Origin of the sequence: Paralysiella testudinis, assembly GCF_016894345.1 — a bacterium.
In the GTDB taxonomy this organism is placed as follows: Bacteria; Pseudomonadota; Gammaproteobacteria; order Burkholderiales; family Neisseriaceae; genus Paralysiella; species Paralysiella testudinis.
Window position 1 is genome coordinate 168942 of the sequence record NZ_CP069798.1, and the last position, 18113, is coordinate 187054.

Annotated in this window: 15 protein-coding genes and 2 pseudogenes; 6 read left to right on the top strand and 11 right to left on the bottom strand. The window is 53.4% G+C overall.

All coding sequences use genetic code 11. From position 1 onward, the window contains the following. Positions 1–5: 5 nt before the first annotated feature. From rplB to JQU52_RS00890, 5 genes are all read right to left on the bottom strand, one after another. Positions 6–842, bottom strand: a complete 837-nt coding sequence (rplB, locus tag JQU52_RS00870) for a 50S ribosomal protein L2 (RefSeq protein ID WP_230339328.1) — start codon at positions 840–842, stop codon at positions 6–8. A gap of 5 nt (positions 843–847) precedes the next feature. Further along, the gene (gene rplW, locus JQU52_RS00875) at positions 848–1165 is read right to left on the bottom strand and encodes a 50S ribosomal protein L23 (RefSeq protein WP_230339329.1); all 318 of its coding nucleotides are present in this window, start codon (positions 1163–1165) and stop codon (positions 848–850) included. After that, entirely contained in the window at positions 1162–1782 is a 621-nt protein-coding gene (gene rplD, locus JQU52_RS00880) for a 50S ribosomal protein L4 (protein WP_230339330.1), read from the bottom strand. The genes rplW and rplD overlap by 4 nt, the downstream gene beginning before the upstream one ends. Further along, positions 1782–2426 carry a 50S ribosomal protein L3 gene (gene rplC / locus JQU52_RS00885; protein WP_230339331.1) on the bottom strand — a complete coding sequence of 215 codons (645 nt, stop codon included), beginning with the start codon at positions 2424–2426 and terminating at the stop codon, positions 1782–1784. The genes rplD and rplC overlap by 1 nt, the downstream gene beginning before the upstream one ends. 234 nt (positions 2427–2660) lie before the next feature. Beyond that, the gene (locus tag JQU52_RS00890) at positions 2661–2855 is read right to left on the bottom strand and encodes a chorismate mutase family protein (protein ID WP_230339332.1); all 195 of its coding nucleotides are present in this window, start codon (positions 2853–2855) and stop codon (positions 2661–2663) included. A 436-nt stretch (positions 2856–3291) separates the two neighbouring features. Between JQU52_RS00890 and JQU52_RS00895 the strand changes: the two genes are divergently transcribed. Both JQU52_RS00895 and JQU52_RS00900 read left to right on the top strand, forming a co-directional pair. Then, a complete protein-coding gene (locus tag JQU52_RS00895; RefSeq protein ID WP_230338180.1) occupies positions 3292–3939 on the top strand; it encodes an IS110 family transposase in 648 nt (215 codons plus the stop codon). A gap of 20 nt (positions 3940–3959) precedes the next feature. Continuing rightward, a pseudogene (locus JQU52_RS00900) lies at positions 3960–4294 on the top strand (transposase). Positions 4295–4405: 111 nt separating this feature from the next. Here the strand turns inward: JQU52_RS00900 and JQU52_RS00905 are convergent. From JQU52_RS00905 to JQU52_RS00920, 4 genes are all read right to left on the bottom strand, one after another. Then, positions 4406–4879: a CinA family protein gene (locus JQU52_RS00905; protein ID WP_230339333.1), complete on the bottom strand. Its 474-nt coding sequence runs from the start codon at positions 4877–4879 to the stop codon at positions 4406–4408. Continuing rightward, positions 4863–6512: a glucose-6-phosphate isomerase gene (pgi, locus tag JQU52_RS00910; protein WP_230339334.1), complete on the bottom strand. Its 1650-nt coding sequence runs from the start codon at positions 6510–6512 to the stop codon at positions 4863–4865. Before pgi ends, JQU52_RS00905 begins: the two co-directional genes overlap by 17 nt. 2 nt (positions 6513–6514) lie before the next feature. Further along, on the bottom strand, positions 6515–7645 hold the full coding sequence (locus JQU52_RS00915; protein WP_230339335.1) for a DUF2827 family protein: 1131 nt from the start codon (positions 7643–7645) through the stop codon (positions 6515–6517). A 104-nt stretch (positions 7646–7749) separates the two neighbouring features. Then, positions 7750–7947 carry a YadA C-terminal domain-containing protein gene (locus tag JQU52_RS00920; protein WP_230339336.1) on the bottom strand — a complete coding sequence of 66 codons (198 nt, stop codon included), beginning with the start codon at positions 7945–7947 and terminating at the stop codon, positions 7750–7752. A gap of 157 nt (positions 7948–8104) precedes the next feature. Between JQU52_RS00920 and JQU52_RS00925 the strand changes: the two genes are divergently transcribed. Next, positions 8105–13291 (top strand): hypothetical protein, encoded by a 5187-nt coding sequence (locus JQU52_RS00925; RefSeq protein ID WP_230339337.1) that lies wholly within the window; start codon positions 8105–8107, stop codon positions 13289–13291. Between the two features lie 776 nt (positions 13292–14067). On the opposite strand, the pseudogene JQU52_RS14810 reads toward JQU52_RS00925, so the two are convergent. Together JQU52_RS14810 and orn are read right to left on the bottom strand one after the other, a co-directional pair. Beyond that, positions 14068–14190, bottom strand: a pseudogene (locus JQU52_RS14810) (ESPR domain-containing protein); the annotation flags it as partial. A gap of 483 nt (positions 14191–14673) precedes the next feature. Further along, positions 14674–15222, bottom strand: coding sequence for an oligoribonuclease (gene orn / locus JQU52_RS00930; protein WP_230339338.1), 549 nt, complete (start codon positions 15220–15222; stop codon positions 14674–14676). Positions 15223–15381: 159 nt separating this feature from the next. On the opposite strand from orn, the gene copM reads away from it, so the two are divergent. The 3 genes from copM to rsgA all read left to right on the top strand — a co-directional run bounded on the left by copM (position 15382) and on the right by rsgA (position 18051). Further along, positions 15382–15738 carry a CopM family metallochaperone gene (gene copM, locus JQU52_RS00935; RefSeq protein WP_230339339.1) on the top strand — a complete coding sequence of 119 codons (357 nt, stop codon included), beginning with the start codon at positions 15382–15384 and terminating at the stop codon, positions 15736–15738. Between the two features lie 176 nt (positions 15739–15914). Beyond that, positions 15915–17180 (top strand): M48 family metallopeptidase, encoded by a 1266-nt coding sequence (locus tag JQU52_RS00940; protein ID WP_230339340.1) that lies wholly within the window; start codon positions 15915–15917, stop codon positions 17178–17180. Between the two features lies 1 nt (position 17181). Next, positions 17182–18051 carry a ribosome small subunit-dependent GTPase A gene (gene rsgA / locus JQU52_RS00945; RefSeq protein WP_230339341.1) on the top strand — a complete coding sequence of 290 codons (870 nt, stop codon included), beginning with the start codon at positions 17182–17184 and terminating at the stop codon, positions 18049–18051. Positions 18052–18113 lie beyond the last annotated feature (62 nt).

Genomic DNA, 18113 nt, shown 5'->3' on the forward strand with positions numbered 1-18113 from the left:
ATCAATTAACCTTTATTGGAGTAACGGCGGCGAACAATCATATTGTTCGTGCGTTTGTTGCTGCGGGTGCGGTAGCCTTTGGCCGGTGTACCCCATGGGCTAACCGGTTCACGCGCTTCACCCGTACGGCCTTCACCACCACCGTGCGGGTGGTCTACCGGGTTCATTACCACGCCGCGTACGGTCGGGCGGATGCCTTTCCAGCGGTTGGCACCGGCTTTACCGATTTTCTTCAGGCTTTGCTCTTCGTTGCCCACTTCGCCAATGGTGGCGCGGCAGTCAACGTGGATTTTACGCACTTCGCCAGAACGCAAACGCACTTGCGCGTACACACCCTCTTTAGCCAAAAGCACGGCAGAAGTACCGGCGGAACGGGCGATTTGCGCGCCTTTACCGGGCTTCATTTCGATGCAGTGGATGGTGGTACCCACCGGAATGTTGCGGATGGGCAGGTTGTTGCCTGCTTTAATCGCCGCTTCCGCACCGGAAACCAATACCGCACCGGCTTGAATGCCGCGCGGAGCAATAATGTAACGGCGCTCGCCATCGGTAAAGCACAACAAAGCCAAGTGTGCCGTGCGGTTCGGATCATATTCGATGCGTTCCACTTTGGCGGCGATGCCGTCTTTATCATTGCGTTTGAAGTCAACCATGCGGTAATGATGCTTGTGACCACCGCCTTTATGACGGGTGGTGATGTGGCCGTTGTTGTTGCGGCCAGCCGTGGTAGACTGTTTTTCCAATAACGGTGCGTACGGCGCACCTTTATACAAGCCTTCTGTAACCACGCGAACCATGCCGCGGCGGCCAGCAGATGTCGGCTTCATTTTAACAATAGCCATTGTGCTTATTCCTTATCTGCAGAGGCAGCAGCAGCTTCGATGTCAACCAGCTCTTCGCCAGCAGCCAGGCTGACATAAGCTTTTTTCACATCACTGCGCTTGCCGATGGTACGGCCGAAGCGTTTGGTTTTGCCTTTGGTGGTGGTGGTGGTTACGGAAGCCACTTCCACATCAAACAGCAATTCAACCGCGGCTTTGATTTCATGCTTGGTTGCATTCGGCAATACTTTGAAAGTCATTTGGTTGCGTTTTTCTGCCAGCAGATTGCTTTTCTCAGAAACAACGGGCGCCAAAATCACTTGCATTAAACGTTGTTGGTTCATACCCATTGCTCCTCAAGTTGTGCAATTGCTGCGCGGGTCAGCACCACTTTCTTAAAGCGCAACAAGTTGTACGGATCTGCCTGCTGGGCTTCCAACACCAATACATTAGGCAAGTTGCGGCTAGACAGGTATACGTTTTCATCCAACTGGTTGGTGATAAACAATACTTGCTCCAAGCCCAGGTTTTTCACCTGCTCGGCAAATGCACGGGTTTTCGGGGTTTCGGCAGACAATTCGTCAATCACAAACAAACGCTCGTCGCGAACCAGTTGTGACAAAATGGCGGCCATACCGGCACGGTACATTTTGCGGTTCACTTTTTGACCGAAGTTTTCGGTCGGCTTGTTCGGGAATGCACGACCACCACCACGCCATACCGGAGATGAAGTCATACCGGAACGAGCACGGCCGGTGCCTTTTTGGCGCCACGGCTTTTTGGTGGAGTGTTTTACTTCGGCGCGGGTCAATTGCGCACGGTTGCCAGAACGGGCGTTGGCCAAAAAGGCGGTAACCAGCTGGTGCACCAATGCTTCATTGTATTCGCGCGCAAACAAAGCGTCAGAAGCAGCTACGCTGCCTGAAACCTGACCTTTGGCATCAATCAGTTTCAATTCCATTACGCACCTACTTTCACGCTGGGACGCACAATCACGTCGCCGTTAACCGCACCGGGTACGGCACCTTTCACCAACAGCAATTGGCGCTCGGCGTCTACACGCACGATTTCCAAATGTTGTACGGTGGATTGGGTGTTACCGTATTGACCGGCCATGCGCTTGCCCGGGAATACACGGCCCGGATCTTGTGCCATACCGATGGAGCCTGGCACACGGTGCGAACGCGAGTTACCGTGGGATGTACGTTGGGAATCAAAGTTATGACGTTTGATGGTACCGGAGAAACCTTTACCTTTAGAGGTGCCGGTGATGTCCACCAACTGGCCTGCTTCGAAAATGGCAACAGTGATTTCGTCGCCGGCTTTCAGTTCAGCCAGTTTTTCTTCAGAAAGGGGAAATTCCACCAAGCCACGACCCGCTTCAACACCGGCTTTGGCAAAATGACCGCCTTGGGCTTTGTTGACGCGATTGGCTTTTTTCTGACCAAAGGTAACCTGCACGGCGGTGTAGCCGTCGGTATCTTTGGATTTCACTTGAGTGACGCGGTTAGCGGACATATCCAACACGGTTACCGGAACAGATGCACCCTGTTCGTTAAACACGCGGGTCATGCCTACTTTGCGCCCAACCAGACCTAAAGTCATGATTATTTCCTTATATAAAGGGACCAATTACGATTGATTGGCCTTGCACAAAAAAGAAACTTGCCAATGCAAAATCGGCAAGAACGGGATGGTATCACGGCTTTTGAACTTATATCAAGCATTTATACCGCAGCCGCACCATACAGAGCAAAAGCGTCGGGCGGATGCAACAATGTTGAGCGAAGGAATTTAAAGGCTGCCTGAAACCAGCTAGGTACCAACCCGGGCCTGCCGTCATTCCGTGGCTTTGTCTTGGTTGATGTCGGTTTCCAACGCAATAAACGCCGCCATCATTGCCCGCCACACGGCTTTGGCTACTGCCGGCGACAAACCGGCTTGCACTACCCAATGCTGCCGCTGTACCAGCAAGGCCAGCAGTTGTTGGTCGATATGGTCGATTTGTCGACGCACTTCAGCTAAAGCATCCACACCTTATCCTTGCTTTCAAATTGAAAAATTCATTGTTTTAAGTATTGAATATAACAACGCAAAGGCTGCCTGAAAGCGCATCCAAACCGCTTTTCAGGCAGCTTTTTAAAAACCGCAAACTACGGCGGCAATTCAGTGTGTAGGTCAGATTCCCGAATCCGACGCTTGTTCAAGAAATTAAGATACGCACCTATTTTTGACCTATTCGGCTTTTTGACCTATTCGGCGAAATGTCGGATTCTTGAATCCGACCTTGTATCTCTCAAGCGGTGAGTAAAACGCGTATTATTCCCGCCCCGTATGGCAGCAAACTGTATCCGACCCAAGTGCCCGACACTGAAATGTAGATAACACTGCCATACACCTCATCCTACAATCTGAATGGTATCCAGTGCGCGGCAGCGCCCGCAAGACACTGCATAAATAAGGATAGATTATGATGAACTTCCAAGTATTGGGCATCGACATCAGCAAAAACAAATTAGATTGTGCTCTTATCCGCGACATTGGCAGCAGTAAAATCAAAACCAAAGCATTGCCAAACCACCTCCAAGGCTTTAACCAACTGACAGAATGGCTGTATAAAAACATCGGTGAAGACTTAAGCCTACTCAAAATTTTCATGGAAGCCACCGGCGTTTACCACGAAGCATTGGCAGAGTACCTGCATAACAAAGGCATCGCCGTTTATCTGCTTAATCCTGCCGACAGTGCCCATTATGCCAAATACGACAGCTTGCACAAAACCGATAAGGCTGATAGCCAGTCACTGGCCAGAGCCGGTATTGACCGCCTCATGCACCACAAAGTACGCCAATGGCAGCCTGCTGCACCCCACATCAAGCGGCTCAACGCACTACTAGCCCGTCTAGATGCGCTGCAAAGCGATCTGCAGCGTGAAGACAACCGCATGGAGAAAGCCGGATTCAGCGCTGTTCCCGAAGCGGTCAGCCAGTCCATCAGCACCATGCAGACCAATTTGAAGCAGCAGATCAGCACCATCACACAGGAAATCGAACAACATATTGACCGGCATCCTGATTTGAAAAAGACCGTGCTTTACTGCGCAGCATACCCGGTGTAGGTGAAGTGGTTTCATTGCGCATGGTTGCGCTCTATCATAGCAAACATTTTACCTCCGCCTCGCAAATGGCTGCCTATTTGGGATTGGTGCCGAAAAACGGGAATCCGGCAAACACAAAGGCAAAGCCATGCTTTCCAAGCGGGGCAGTTCGGTCATACGAGCTAAGTTGTATATGGCTGCGGTGGTTGCAAAAACGTGGAATCCGGATATTAACGCGCATTACCGCAGACTGAAAGCCAGAAACAAAACGGAAATGCAGACCATCGGCGCAGCGATGCGCCGCTTGGTACAGATTTGCTTTGGTGTGTTGAAGCACCAATGCGAATATCAGGCCAAAATAACCATTGCGGCTTGATGCGAGAGATGGTATCTACGCCAATTAAACCAAGTAATACCAATTATAAAAATCAAATATGCGGGGAAATCAGATTATGTGCAGATTTAAACATAGTATTGAATCGGTATTTCAGCGATTCAGGTAGCGTTGTAAAAACAACAATGCAAACTGCACTGCTTGGGCGCGAATTTGGTCGCGGCTGCCTGAGAAGCATTGTTGCCGTGCCCAGATGCGTTGTTTGGTGGCAAGGCTGAACCACACGGTGCCTACGGGTTTGTCGTCGCTGCCGCCGTCGGGGCCGGCGATGCCGGAAATGGCCAGGGCGTAGTCGGCTTTGGCGGCAATTAAGGCGCCCAGTGCCATTTCGCGCACGCACTCTTCGCTCACGGCGCCATAGAAGCTCAAGGTGGTGTCGTTCACATTAAGCAGGCGCTGTTTGGCGTGGTTGCTGTAGGTGATGTAGCCTTCTTCAAACCATTGCGAGCTGCCGGGTATGCGGGTGAGCTCGGCGGCCAAAAGGCCGCCGGTGCAGGATTCGGCGGTGGTGACTTTATGGCCCAGTTCGGCCAGTTGGGCGGTAACGGCTTCAAGTGTTGTGCTCATGGTGTTTCCGGTAGTGGGCAATCAGGGCGTTGGTGGAGGCGTCGTGCGCCAGCGTTTCGGTGTTGGCCAGCTGGGGTTCGATGGCGGCGGCCAGCACCTTGCCGTATTCTACGCCCCATTGGTCAAACGAGTTAACCCCCCAAATGGTGCCTTGCACAAATACTTTGTGCTCATACAGCGCCAGCAGCATGCCCAGATTAAATGGGGTGACCGCATCGAGCATGAGGGTGTTGGAGGGCTGGTTGCCGGGGAATACTTTTTGCGGTGCCAGCATATCGCGGCTTTGGTTATCCAGATGCGCCAGCTCGGCATGGGCTTCGGCCAAGGTTTTGCCGCGCATCAGTGCTTCGGTTTGCGCCAGCGCGTTGGCCACCAGCACTTGGTGCTGTTTACCCAGCGGGTAGTGGCTTTGCACCGGCACGATAAAGTCGCTGGGAATCAGGCGGCTGCCTTGGTGCAGCAGTTGGAAAAACGCATGTTGGCAGTTTACGCCTTCTTCGCCCCAAATCACCGCGCCGGTATCGAAATCAAGGTGTTCGCCCAAGCGGCCGGTTTGCTTGCCGTTGCTTTCCATATCCAGCTGTTGCAAATGGGCGGGCAGGCGGCGCAGGCCGTGGTCGTAGGGAATCACGGCGTGGCTGGCGGCTTCGTAAAAGGTGTTGTACCACAGGCCGATTAAGCCCAGTAAAACCGGCATATTGTGCCGCAGCGGCGCATTGAAAAAGTGTGTGTCCATGGCGTGGGCGCCGGCCAAGAAGTCGTTGAAATGGGCCGCGCCCACGGCGCACATCAGCGGCAGGCCGATGGCCGACCACACCGAATAGCGCCCGCCCACCCAGTCGAACATGGCAAACACATTGGCGGGCGCAATGCCGAATTCGGTGGCGGCGGCCACTTGGCTCGACACGGCCACAAAATGGCGGCCGATGTCGGCTTCCGCAAAGCCTTGTTGTAAAAACCAGGTGCGGGCGGCGCGGGCGTTGAGCAGGGTTTCGGGGGTGGCAAACGATTTGCTGGCCACGATAAACACGGTGCGGGCGGGGTTGAGCTGCTCCAGCGTTTGCGCCAGATTGGCGCCGTCGACATTGGCCACAAAATGCACATTCACGCGCTGGCGGTAGGGCTTCAGTGCCAAGGTGGCCATTTGCGGCCCCAAATCGGAGCCGCCGATGCCGATGTTGACCACATCGGTGATGGTGTCGCCATGGGCGCCCAAGTGGCTGCCGTTGTTCACGGCTTCGGCAAACGCCAGTGCGCGCTCGCGTTCGCGCTGGATATCGGGCACCACATTGTGGCCGTTTACATACACGCTGGCGCTTTCAGGCAGCCTTAAGGCGGTGTGCAGCACGGCGCGGTTTTCGCTGATATTGATGGCGTCGCCACGGCGCATTTTGTCCATCCAGCCGCGCAAATCGGCGGCTTCGGCCAGTTGCACCAGCAGCTGCAGTGTGTCTTCGGTGATGCGGTTTTTGCTGTAATCCAGCAGCAAGCCGTGCAGCTGTACATGCATTTGCTCGAAACGGGCGGGATTTTGTGCAAACAGGTCGCGCATATGCAAAAACCGTGTGCTGCGCTGGTGTTGGTGCAACTGCGCCCAGATGGCGGTGTGGTTGATGGGGTGGGTTTGCAGCATAATTAGTTTTCAGAGAATAGTACTAATAAAGCGTTTTCATGAGCTTTAACGTTTTCTCTTGCTTCCGGATGTAGACGTTTGAGAAAATCTAATGCATGTCTAAGGTAAACATCATGACAATAATCATGATTTTTAATAACATCTAATAAAACATGAGCACCATCATAAGCATCAAATTCCCGGTATTTATATCCGACAGGCAGCATGTCGGAGTTATGTATTAATGGATATCCTCCGTATAAGGCATCATAATAAGCATAATTCAAGGCATTTTCCCATTGGTGAGCAACCACAATATCTGTGTAGCGAGCCAAAAAATCAGGCATTTGAAAACGACCCTCAACCGTCATAATATTATTTTTTACTATGTCGGTACGGCCAATGAAATTGTGAAATGAAATATTATCTTTTTTATGAAAAGTATTGCACATATATATATGTGAAATTAAATCCGGTTCGGTTCTATAGGCCTGCTCGCAAATAAGAATAGGAATATAACTGGTTTTTACAACATTTATATTAGATTCAAATGAAGAAATTCTTTTACTGCCTTGCTGAGGGCGGTATCCGAAAGGGATATTTTGCGCTTCTAGGCGGTCAATAACTTTTTGTGTAAACAGAGGGCTCCAGATATGGGGGAGTACAAATAAAGGTGCACGCAACATGATGCTGAAATAAGATCGGCAAATTTTTTCATGCTGGGGAATCGTCCAAATTGCATCAAATTTTGCACCATTAAAGTATCGTGTTGCTGGTTTATCAAATAAAAATGATTCCATTTCTAAAATAAAATCATTTCCCATTCTATAGCTAATGACTTTACCTCCTTTTTCATGCACTGATTGGGCGTGTTCGGGTGAAATCATGACACTTCCTTCAATAAGTACATCAAGGTTGCTAATCACCTCATCAAGCGGCTCTAAAATAATATCCAACTTATCTAGCATTAAACCATCGGGTGGGGTATGCCGATCTCCTAGATAAACTAAACTTACTTTTGCCACTTGTGGAATTTTTTCTAATAAAAAATAAAGAAAGATGATATTTTGTATTGCACCATTTGCCCAAATATCTGAGCATTTATCATCTAAATGGAAACTAATACCAATAGACAAAGATTTACGTTCCAACATAATGAATTTCATCCAATTAATTTTAAATAAGCAATCCTGCCATTATTAAACAAGCTTCATGGCAGGATTGCTTATAAATATTTCTTAATACCCGTTAACTGACGTCACCATGTATAAGAGATACCGGCACCATAAGAGTTGCTTTCTCCAGTAAAGCCTGTGGAGACAGATCCTTTAATAGATACACCATTTAAGAAATAATGTGTAGCTCCAATAGCTAAAGCAGATTGATTGTCATAATGTCCTAAACCAGCACCAATAGTGGTTGTGCCCATAATAGGCGGCGCTGGGATATTGGCCATTGCTGCAATACCGGCAATACCTCGTGCCGCTTGTTTTCTGTTTTCTTCAATAGCAACTCTGTTGCGCTCAATAGCTGCCGAGTTCTCGTCAACTCGGCCTTCTAATTTTTTAAAAGATTCGCTATTTCCAATATTATTAATAATATTTTGAGCTGCAGTGGCAGAGCTGGCAGCCGCAGTAGCTGCGGTGCTGGCGGTGCTGGCAGAGCCTGCGGCTGCAGTAGCGGAAGAACCAGCTGCGGTAGCAGAAGAACCAGCTGCGGTAGCAGAAGAACCAGCTGCGGTAGCAGAAGAACCGGCGACAGTAGCAGAAGAGCCAGCTGCGGTAGCGGAAGAACCGGCTGCGGTAGCGGAACCTGCGGCTGCGGTAGCGGAACTTGCCGAAGATATCGCTGCAGTGCTGGCGGTGCTGGCAGAGCCTGCGGCTGCGGTAGCGGAAGAACCGGCGACAGTAGCAGAAGAGCCAGCTGCGGTTGCAGAAGAACCGGCGACAGTAGCAGAAGAACCAGCTGCGGTAGCAGAAGAACCAGCTGCGGTAGCAGAAGAACCGGCGACAGTAGCGGAAGAACCAGCTGCGGTTGCAGAAGAACCGGCGACAGTAGCAGAAGAACCAGCTGCGGTAGCGGAAGAACCGGCGACAGTAGCAGAAGAGCCAGCTGCGGTAGCGGAAGAACCGGCTGCGGTAGCGGAACCTGCGGCTGCGGTAGCGGAACTTGCCGAAGATATCGCTGCAGTGCTGGCGGTGCTGGCAGAGCCTGCGGCTGCGGTAGCGGAAGAACCGGCGACAGTAGCAGAAGAGCCAGCTGCGGTTGCAGAGGAGTCAGCTGCAGTAGCAGAAGAACCAGCTGCGGTTGCAGAAGAACCGGCGACAGTAGCAGAAGAGCCAGCTGCGGTAGCAGAGGAGTCAGCTGCAGTAGCAGAAGAACCAGCTGCGGTTGCAGAAGAACCGGCGACAGTAGCAGAAGAGCCAGCTGCGGTAGCAGAGGAGTCAGCTGCAGTAGCAGAAGAACCGGCGACAGTAGCGGAAGAACCAGCTGCGGTAGCGGAAGAACCAGCTGCGGTTGCAGAGGAGTCAGCTGCAGTAGCGGAAGAACCAGCTGCAGTAGCGGAAGAACCAGCTGCGGTAGCGGAAGAACCGGCTACAGTAGCGGAAGAACCAGCTGCGGTTGCAGAAGAACCAGCTGCGGTAGCGGAAGAACCGGCTACAGTAGCGGAAGAACCGGCGACAGTAGCAGAAGAACCAGCTGCGGTAGCAGAAGAACCGGCGACAGTAGCAGAAGAGCCAGCTGCGGTAGCAGAGGAGTCAGCTGCGGTAGCAGAGGAGTCAGCTGCAGTAGCAGAAGAACCGGCGACAGTAGCGGAAGAACCAGCTGCGGTAGCGGAAGAACCAGCTGCGGTAGCAGAGGAGTCAGCTGCAGTAGCGGAAGAACCAGCTGCGGTAGCAGAGGAGTCAGCTGCAGTAGCAGAAGAACCGGCGACAGTAGCGGAAGAACCAGCTGCGGTAGCGGAAGAACCAGCTGCGGTAGCAGAGGAGTCAGCTGCAGTAGCGGAAGAACCAGCTGCAGTAGCGGAAGAACCAGCTGCAGTAGCGGAAGAACCGGCGACAGTAGCAGAAGAACCAGCTGCGGTAGCAGAAGAACCGGCGACAGTAGCAGAAGAGCCAGCTGCGGTAGCAGAAGAGCCAGCTGCGGTAGCAGAGGAGCCAGCTGCAGTAGCGGAAGAACCAGCTGCGGTAGCAGAAGAACCGGCGACAGTAGCAGAAGAGCCAGCTGCGGTAGCAGAGGAGTCAGCCGCAGTAGCAGAAGAACCGGCGACAGTAGCAGAAGAACCAGCTGCGGTTGCAGAAGAACCAGCTGCGGTAGCAGAGGAGTCAGCTGCAGTAGCGGAAGAACCAGCGACAGTAGCAGAAGAGCCAGCTGCGGTTGCAGAAGAGCCAGCTGCGGTTGCAGAAGAGCCAGCTGCGGTAGCAGAAGAGCCAGCTGCGGTAGCAGAAGAGCCAGCTGCGGTAGCAGAGGAGCCAGCTGCAGTAGCGGAAGAACCAGCTGCGGTAGCAGAAGAACCGGCGACAGTAGCAGAAGAGCCAGCTGCGGTAGCAGAAGAGCCAGCTGCGGTAGCAGAAGAGCCAGCTGCGGTAGCAGAGGAGCCAGCTGCAGTAGCGGAAGAACCAGCTGCGGTAGCAGAAGAACCGGCGACAGTAGCAGAAGAGCCAGCTGCGGTAGCAGAGGAGTCAGCCGCAGTAGCAGAAGAACCGGCGACAGTAGCAGAAGAACCAGCTGCGGTTGCAGAAGAACCAGCTGCGGTAGCAGAGGAGTCAGCTGCAGTAGCGGAAGAACCAGCGACAGTAGCAGAAGAGCCAGCTGCGGTTGCAGAAGAGCCAGCTGCGGTAGCAGAAGAGCCAGCTGCGGTAGCAGAAGAACCAGCTGCGGTTGCAGAGGAGTCAGCTGCAGTAGCGGAAGAACCAGCGACAGTAGCAGAAGAGCCAGCTGCGGTAGCAGAAGAACCGGCGACAGTAGCAGATGAGTCAGCCGCAGTAGCAGAAGAGCCAGCTGCGGTAGCGGAAGAACCGGCGACAGTAGCGGAAGAACCAGCTGCGGTAGCGGAAGAACCAGCTGCGGTAGCAGAGGAGCCAGCTGCAGTAGCAGAAGAGCCAGCTGAGGTAGCGGAAGAACCGGCGACAGTAGCGGAAGAACCAGCTGCGGTTGCAGAGGAGCCAGCTGCGGTAGCAGAGGAGTCAGCTGCAGTAGCAGAAGAACCAGCTGCAGTAGCGGAAGAACCAGCTGCGGTAGCGGAAGAACCGGCTACAGTAGCGGAAGAACCAGCTGCGGTTGCAGAGGAGTCAGCTGCAGTAGCGGAAGAACCAGCTGCAGTAGCGGAAGAACCGGCTACAGTAGCGGAAGAACCAGCTGCGGTTGCAGAAGAACCAGCTGCGGTAGCGGAAGAACCGGCTACAGTAGCGGAAGAACCAGCTGCGGTTGCAGAGGAGTCAGCTGCAGTAGCGGAAGAACCAGCTGCAGTAGCGGAAGAACCGGCGACAGTAGCAGAAGAACCAGCTGCGGTAGCGGAAGAACCGGCGACAGTAGCGGAAGAACCAGCTGCGGTTGCAGAGGAGTCAGCTGCAGTAGCGGAAGAACCAGCTGCGGTTGCAGAGGAGTCAGCTGCAGTAGCGGAAGAACCAGCTGCGGTTGCAGAAGAACCGGCGACAGTAGCAGAAGAGCCAGCTGCGGTAGCAGAGGAGTCAGCTGCAGTAGCGGAAGAACCAGCTGCGGTTGCAGAAGAACCAGCTGCGGTAGCGGAAGAACCGGCGACAGTAGCGGAAGAACCAGCTGCGGTTGCAGAGGAGCCAGCTGCGGTAGCAGAGGAGTCAGCTGCAGTAGCGGAAGAACCAGCTGCGGTTGCAGAGGAGTCAGCTGCAGTAGCGGAAGAACCAGCTGCAGTAGCGGAAGAACCGGCGACAGTAGCAGAAGAACCAGCCGCAGTAGCAGAAGAACCGGCGACAGTAGCAGAAGAACCGGCTGCGGTAGCAGAAGAGCCAGCTGCGGTAGCAGAAGAACCGGCGACAGTAGCAGAAGAGCCAGCTGCGGTAGCAGAGGAGTCAGCCGCAGTAGCAGAAGAACTGGCGACAGTAGCAGAAGAACCAGCTGCGGTAGCAGAAGAACCGGCGACAGTAGCAGAAGAGCCAGCTGCGGTAGCAGAAGAACCAGCTGCGGTTGCAGAGGAGTCAGCTGCGGTAGCGGAAGAACCGGCGACAGTAGCGGAAGAACCGGCGACAGTAGCGGAAGAACCGGCGACAGTAGCGGAAGAACCGGCGACAGTAGCGGAAGAACCAGCTGCGGTAGCAGAGGAGTCAGCTGCGGTAGCGGAAGAACCGGCGACAGTAGCGGAAGAACCAGCTGCGGTAGCGGAAGAACCAGCTGCGGTAGCAGAGGAGCCAGCTGCAGTAGCAGAAGAACCGGCGACAGTAGCAGAAGAACCAGCTGCGGTAGCAGAGGAGTCAGCTGCAGTAGCGGAAGAACCGGCGACAGTAGCGGAAGAACCAGCTGCGGTTGCAGAAGAACCGGCGACAGTAGCAGAAGAGCCAGCTGCGGTAGCAGAGGAGTCAGCTGCAGTAGCAGAAGAACCGGCGACAGTAGCGGAAGAACCAGCTGCGGTTGCAGAAGAACCGGCGACAGTAGCAGAAGAGCCAGCTGCGGTAGCAGAAGAACCGGCGACAGTAGCAGAAGAGCCAGCTGCGGTAGCGGAACTTGCCGAAGATATCGCTGCAGTGCTGGCGGTGCTGGCAGAACCTGCGGCTGCGGTAGCGGAACTTGCCGAAGATATCGCTGCAGTGCTGGCGGTGCTGGCAGAACCTGCGGCTGCGGTAGCGGAACTTGCCGAAGATATCGCTGCAGTGCTGGCGGTGCTGGCAGAACCTGCGGCTGCGGTAGCGGAACTTGCCGAAGATATCGCTGCAGTGCTGGCGGTGCTGGCAGAACCTGCGGCTGCGGTAGCGGAACTTGCCGAAGATATCGCTGCAGTGCTGGCGGTGCTGGCAGAACCTGCGGCTGCGGTAGCGGAACTTGCCGAAGATATCGCTGCAGTGCTGGCGGTGCTGGCAGAGCCTGCGGCTGCGGTAGCGGAAGAACCGGCGACAGTAGCAGAAGAGCCAGCTGCGGTAGCGGAAGAACCAGCGACAGTAGCGGAAGAACCAGCTGCGGTAGCAGAAGAACCGGCGACAGTAGCAGAAGAGCCAGCTGCGGTAGCAGAAGAGCCAGCTGCGGTAGCAGAAGAACCGGCGACAGTAGCAGAAGAACCGGCTGCGGTTGCAGAAGAACCGGCGACAGTAGCAGAAGAGCCAGCTGCAGTAGCAGAAGAACCGGCGACAGTAGCAGAAGAGCCAGCTGCGGTAGCAGAAGAACCGGCGACAGTAGCGGAAGAACCAGCTGCGGTAGCGGAAGAACCAGCGACAGTAGCGGAAGAACCAGCTGCGGTAGCAGAAGAACCAGCTGCGGTAGCAGAAGAACCGGCGACAGTAGCAGAAGAACCAGCTGCAGTAGCAGAAGAACCGGCGACAGTAGCAGAAGAACCAGCTGCGGTTGCAGAAGAACCGGCGACAGTAGCAGAAGAGCCAGCTGCGGTAGCAGAGGAGCCAGCTGCAGTAGCAGAAGAACCAGCTGCGGTAGCGGAAGAACCGGCTACAGTAGCGGAAGAACCAGCTGCGGTAGCAGAAGAACCGGCTGCGGTAGCAGAACCTGCGGCTGCGGTAGCGGAAGTGTTTGCTGCGGTAGCAGAAGTACTTGCAGAGCTGGCCGCCGCTTGTGCGGTAGAAACACCTTGGTCAATAGATGCTTTGGCAGTAGATACGTAGTTGGCAGTTGAATTGGCTGTGGATACTGCAGAGCTTGCGGCAATTGCTGCGGAAGAGGCTGTGGAAGAGGCGGCTAAGGCTGTGCTGTAGGCGGTGCTGACACCTTGGTAAGCAGCATTTAATTGTGATCCATTTACCGCATCGGTAGAGTCTGCATTTACCGCGCCTGCAGCCACATTTTGAATTTGGCGGACACTTGAGGTTGTGCCGACAGAAACAACGGATGTTGTTGTGCTTGCTTTCCCTGCGAAGTCGTATTTTGTTCCGGCAAGCGTGATTTTGTCGCTGGCAGTTGCCATGCGAGTGACCGAGCTGTTGCCGAGGGATACGCTGTTATCTATCTCGCCGATTGCTCCGGTGCCCAAAACAACGGCTCCATTTCCCTTGCCGACTGCTTCGGTGCCCAAAACAACGGCTTCATTTCCGCTAGCCTTAGCTAAATAACCTGCGGCTACCGAGTTGCGACCGGTGGCAGAGGCTTGGGGTCCAAGTGCCGTTCCTCCTGATTCGCTTGTTGTTGCGGAGCCTAATGCTACGCCGCCGCCTTTAATATTTGCTTTAGAGCCAATCGCAATAGCAAAATCTCCTAATGCTGTTGCGCCATCACCAACTACAACAACATCCTTGCTGGCTTCGGTAATTTTAGAGCCGCAACCGATTACTACAACTCGATCGCTACCAAAGGCGAAACTGGGTTTTTGAAAAGTAGTGCAAGTATTGTTATTCGCATCATAATTCTCTGCCCACGCAGAAACGGGTGATAAGCCCGAAGCGACCAGTGCCGCGGCCAGTATAGTGGATTTTACCGAACTTTTTTTGCCTTTGGCACGGGCATTTTCGCTTACTACTGTAAATGTGTTTTTAGCGTCATTCCAGACGACTCTGTAATTTTTGTTCATGTGATAAATCTCGTAATATTAATTAATTAGTGGTGTCTTCATTACAATTATGCTGCTGAATTTGTTAGAAAATATTTGTGTAATACTCATTCTAAAAAAAACAACCTAACTGCGTTGGCTGGGCTTGGTGCCAAGTGGGCACGATTAGGTTGTTTTTTAAAATTCGAATGGGTGTTTTTTTGATAAACAAACATAATCATGATAAATCGAAAATTTAATTTTAACCAAGCTTATTTAGCATAAATAGCGAATTTGTTGTTATTGCTGGGAGTTATGTTCCTGCTAATTAACACTGCCTGAAGTAGAGCCTCGGTTTTATCTCGGTTTTATGAGGTATCTTATATTTATGAGGTATCTTATATTGGATGTTTTAATCAATCATAAGTTAATGTTAACAGTAATCCGATTGTTTCACGGAATCAAAGCCTTGATTTGAACTGGCATCTGTATGCGACGGTGCCAAGGCTTCAGGCAGCCTTATTATCACTGCGGCAATTTCAAAAACTGCGCTCGATAGTGCTTCATTTCTTCAATGCTTTCGATGATGTCGTCCAATGCCTGATGCGCGCCTTTTTTTACCACGCCTTTGGCCACGGCGGGATGCCAGCGTTTGGCCAGTTCTTTTAAGGTGGATACATCGAGGTTGCGGTAGTGGAAATAGGCTTCCAGCTTGGGCATGTAGCGCGCCATAAAGCGGCGGTCTTGGTGGATGGTGTTGCCGCACATGGGGCTGGTTTTTTCAGGCAGCCACTGCGCCATAAAGTGCAGCAGTTGCTGCTCGGCTTCGGCTTCGGTGAGGGTGGCGGCTTTCACTTTGGCGGTAAGGCCGGTGCGCTGGTGGGTGCTGGTGTTCCAAGCGTCCATATTGTCCATAATGCTGTCGGGCTGGTGGATCACCAATACATCCGACTGGGCAAGGATATTGAGGTCTTGATCGGTGATAATCATCGCTACTTCGATGATTTTGTCGCTGTCGGGGTTCAGGCCGGTCATTTCCATGTCCAGCCAGGCCAGGTTGTTGGGGTTTTGCATGGGTGTTTTAATCTTGATGAGTGAGTTGCTACTTATTTTAACGTTATTTGCCTTGTGTGCGTAGCTTGACCTTAACCCAAGGTAAAAGTATAGGATGCTTTTCTGCTGGTTTTGAGCCAGTATGATGTCAACCCACAACGATTTTGAGGAGTATTTAGTATGAAAAAATTTATTGTTCCGCTATTGACCCTGCTGAGCGCCAGTGGTTTGGTGTTTGCGGCACCTGAAATGCAGCATAATGCATCGGCACCACATGTAGCAGAATACCATGAAGCGATGGCCAGTATGCATGACGATATGATGCAGGGCATCGGCATGAGCAACCCCGATGCGGCCTTTGCAGCAGGAATGCTGCCACATCATCAGGGCGCGGTTAAAATGGCCGAAATCGAGCTGAAATACGGTAAAGATCCACAAATGAGGCAGTTGGCGGAAAATATCATTGCGGCGCAGCAGGCTGAAATTGACTTGATGCAGAATTGGTTGCGCCAATATGCTAAGCATCAACATGATTGATGTTCAATTGGTTTTACCGGTTTCACTACGTTAAGTGTATTGGCATTGATTTGATGCGTCGCTGACAATAAGGCTGCCTGAAAGCGGGATTGGTTTTCAGGCAGCCTTTATCATCTGGCAAGCCCGCAATTGGGCTACAATACGCGCCTGATTTTATTTAAGCCTTATGGGATGTTATGGATTCGCAAACCGTTTATGTGTTGTTTTTGCTGTTTTTTGCCGTGAGCACGCTGGGGCAGCTGTATTTATCGCTGCGGCAGAGCCGTGCGGTGCTGCGCCACCGTGGCGCGGTGCCATCGGCGTTTGCCGATACGGTGACGCTGGCAGAGCATCAGAAAGCCGCCGATTACAGCTTGGCCAAGCAGCGTTTTTCCCGCTATGAGATTGTGTTTCAGGCAGCCTTGCTGTGGCTGTTTACCTTGGGCGGCGGCTTGAATGTGTTGGCGCTGTTGAGCCAAAAGCTGGTGGCGTCCACTTTATGGCAGGGCGTGGTGTTGCTGGGCTTGTTTGGCTTGGTGAGCATGGTGTTGGGCTGGCCGTGGGCGCTGTACCGCACTTTTGTGCTGGAAGCGCGCTTCGGCTTTAACCAAACCACGCTGCCCACGTGGCTGGCCGACCAGTTTAAGGGCGTGCTGTTGGCGCTGATTATCGGCACGCCGCTGCTGCTGGCGGTGGTGTATTTGATGGGCGCGATGGGCAAGCTGTGGTGGCTGTATGTGTGGCTGCTGTGGCTGGGCTTTTCTTTGCTGCTGCTGTGGGCGTTTCCCAAATGGATTGCGCCGCTGTTCAATAAATTCGAGCCTTTGGCCGACAGCGCTTTACAGGCGCGGATTGAAAGCCTGTTGCAGCGCACCGGCTTTAAAAGCAAAGGCGTGTTTGTGATGGACGGCTCCAAACGCAGCGGCCACGGCAATGCTTATTTCACCGGGCTGGGGCAAAACAAGCGCATCGTGTTTTTTGATACTTTATTAAAAGACATGCAGCCGCAAGAAGTGGAAGCGGTGTTGGCACACGAATTGGGGCATTTTGCGCATAAGCACATCATCAAACAAATGGCGGTAACCTTTGCGCTGGCTTTGGCGGTGCTGTTTGTGCTGGGCTTGCTGTTGCCGCAACCGGCGTTTTACAGCGGCTTGGGCGTGGATTACCCCAGCCATGCCATGGCTTTGCTGCTGTTTTTGCTGGTGTTGCCGGTGTTTACCTTCCCGTTTTCGCCTTTGTCGGGCTTGATGTCGCGCAAAAACGAATTCGAGGCCGACCGCTTTGCCGCTCGCTATGCCGCCGCCGCCGATTTAATCCACGCGCTCACCAAGCTCTACCGCAGCAATGCCGCCAGTTTGGTGAGCGATGCCTGGTATTCGCGCTTTTACGACTCCCATCCCGGTGCGCAAGCGCGGATCGCGGCGTTGCAAGCATTGATGAAAACACAAAAGGCTGCCTGAAATGAGCAAAGCCACCGCGCAAATCATCACCAGCTATGGCCGCCGCTATATTGTGCGCACGCCGCAAGGGCAAACCTTCGATGCCACCACCCGTGGCAAACGGGTGGATTTTGCCTGTGGCGATGAAGTGCACATCAGCCCCATCAATGCCGAGCAAGTGGTGATTGAAGACTACTTGCCGCGCACAAGCCTGTTGTATCGGCAAGATGCGTTTAAAAGCAAATTGATTGCCGCCAATGTAACGCAACTGCTGGTGGTGCTGGCGGCGGTGCCGTCGCCCAGCGAATTATTGCTGCAACGCGCCTTGCTGGCCGCCGAAGCCGCCGAAATCCGCGCCGTGATTGTGCTCAATAAAGCCGATTTGCCCGAAACCGCCGCGTGGGCGCAAAAGCTGGCGTTTTACACCACGCTGGGCTATCCGCTGCTCACCGTGAGCGCCTTGGCCGGTGCCGATGCCTTGCGCCCGGTATTGCAAGGGCAAACCAATATTTTTCTCGGCCAGTCGGGCATGGGGAAATCCACCCTCACCAACGCCTTGCTCGGCAACGCCGCCGCCCGCGTGGGCGATATTTCCACCCGCTTAGACTCCGGCCGCCACACCACCACCCACGCCCAACTGTACGATCTGGATGCCCACACCCGCCTAATCGACTCCCCCGGCTTGCAAGCCTTCGGCCTGCACCACTTACACGCCACCGATTTGTTGCACTACTTCCCCGATTTGCGCGGCCTGGCCGGGCAATGCCGCTTTCACAACTGCCGTCACCAACAAGAGCCGGGCTGCGCAGTTAAAGCCGCCGCTGCCGCAGGCAGCATCAAGCCCGAGCGGCTGGCGTTTTTGCAGGCGGTGAGCGCCGAATTGATGCCTTGAATATTTTTACCAAGGCTGCCTGAAACGCTTTATCCTGTTTTTTATTAACAGCAATCATATTC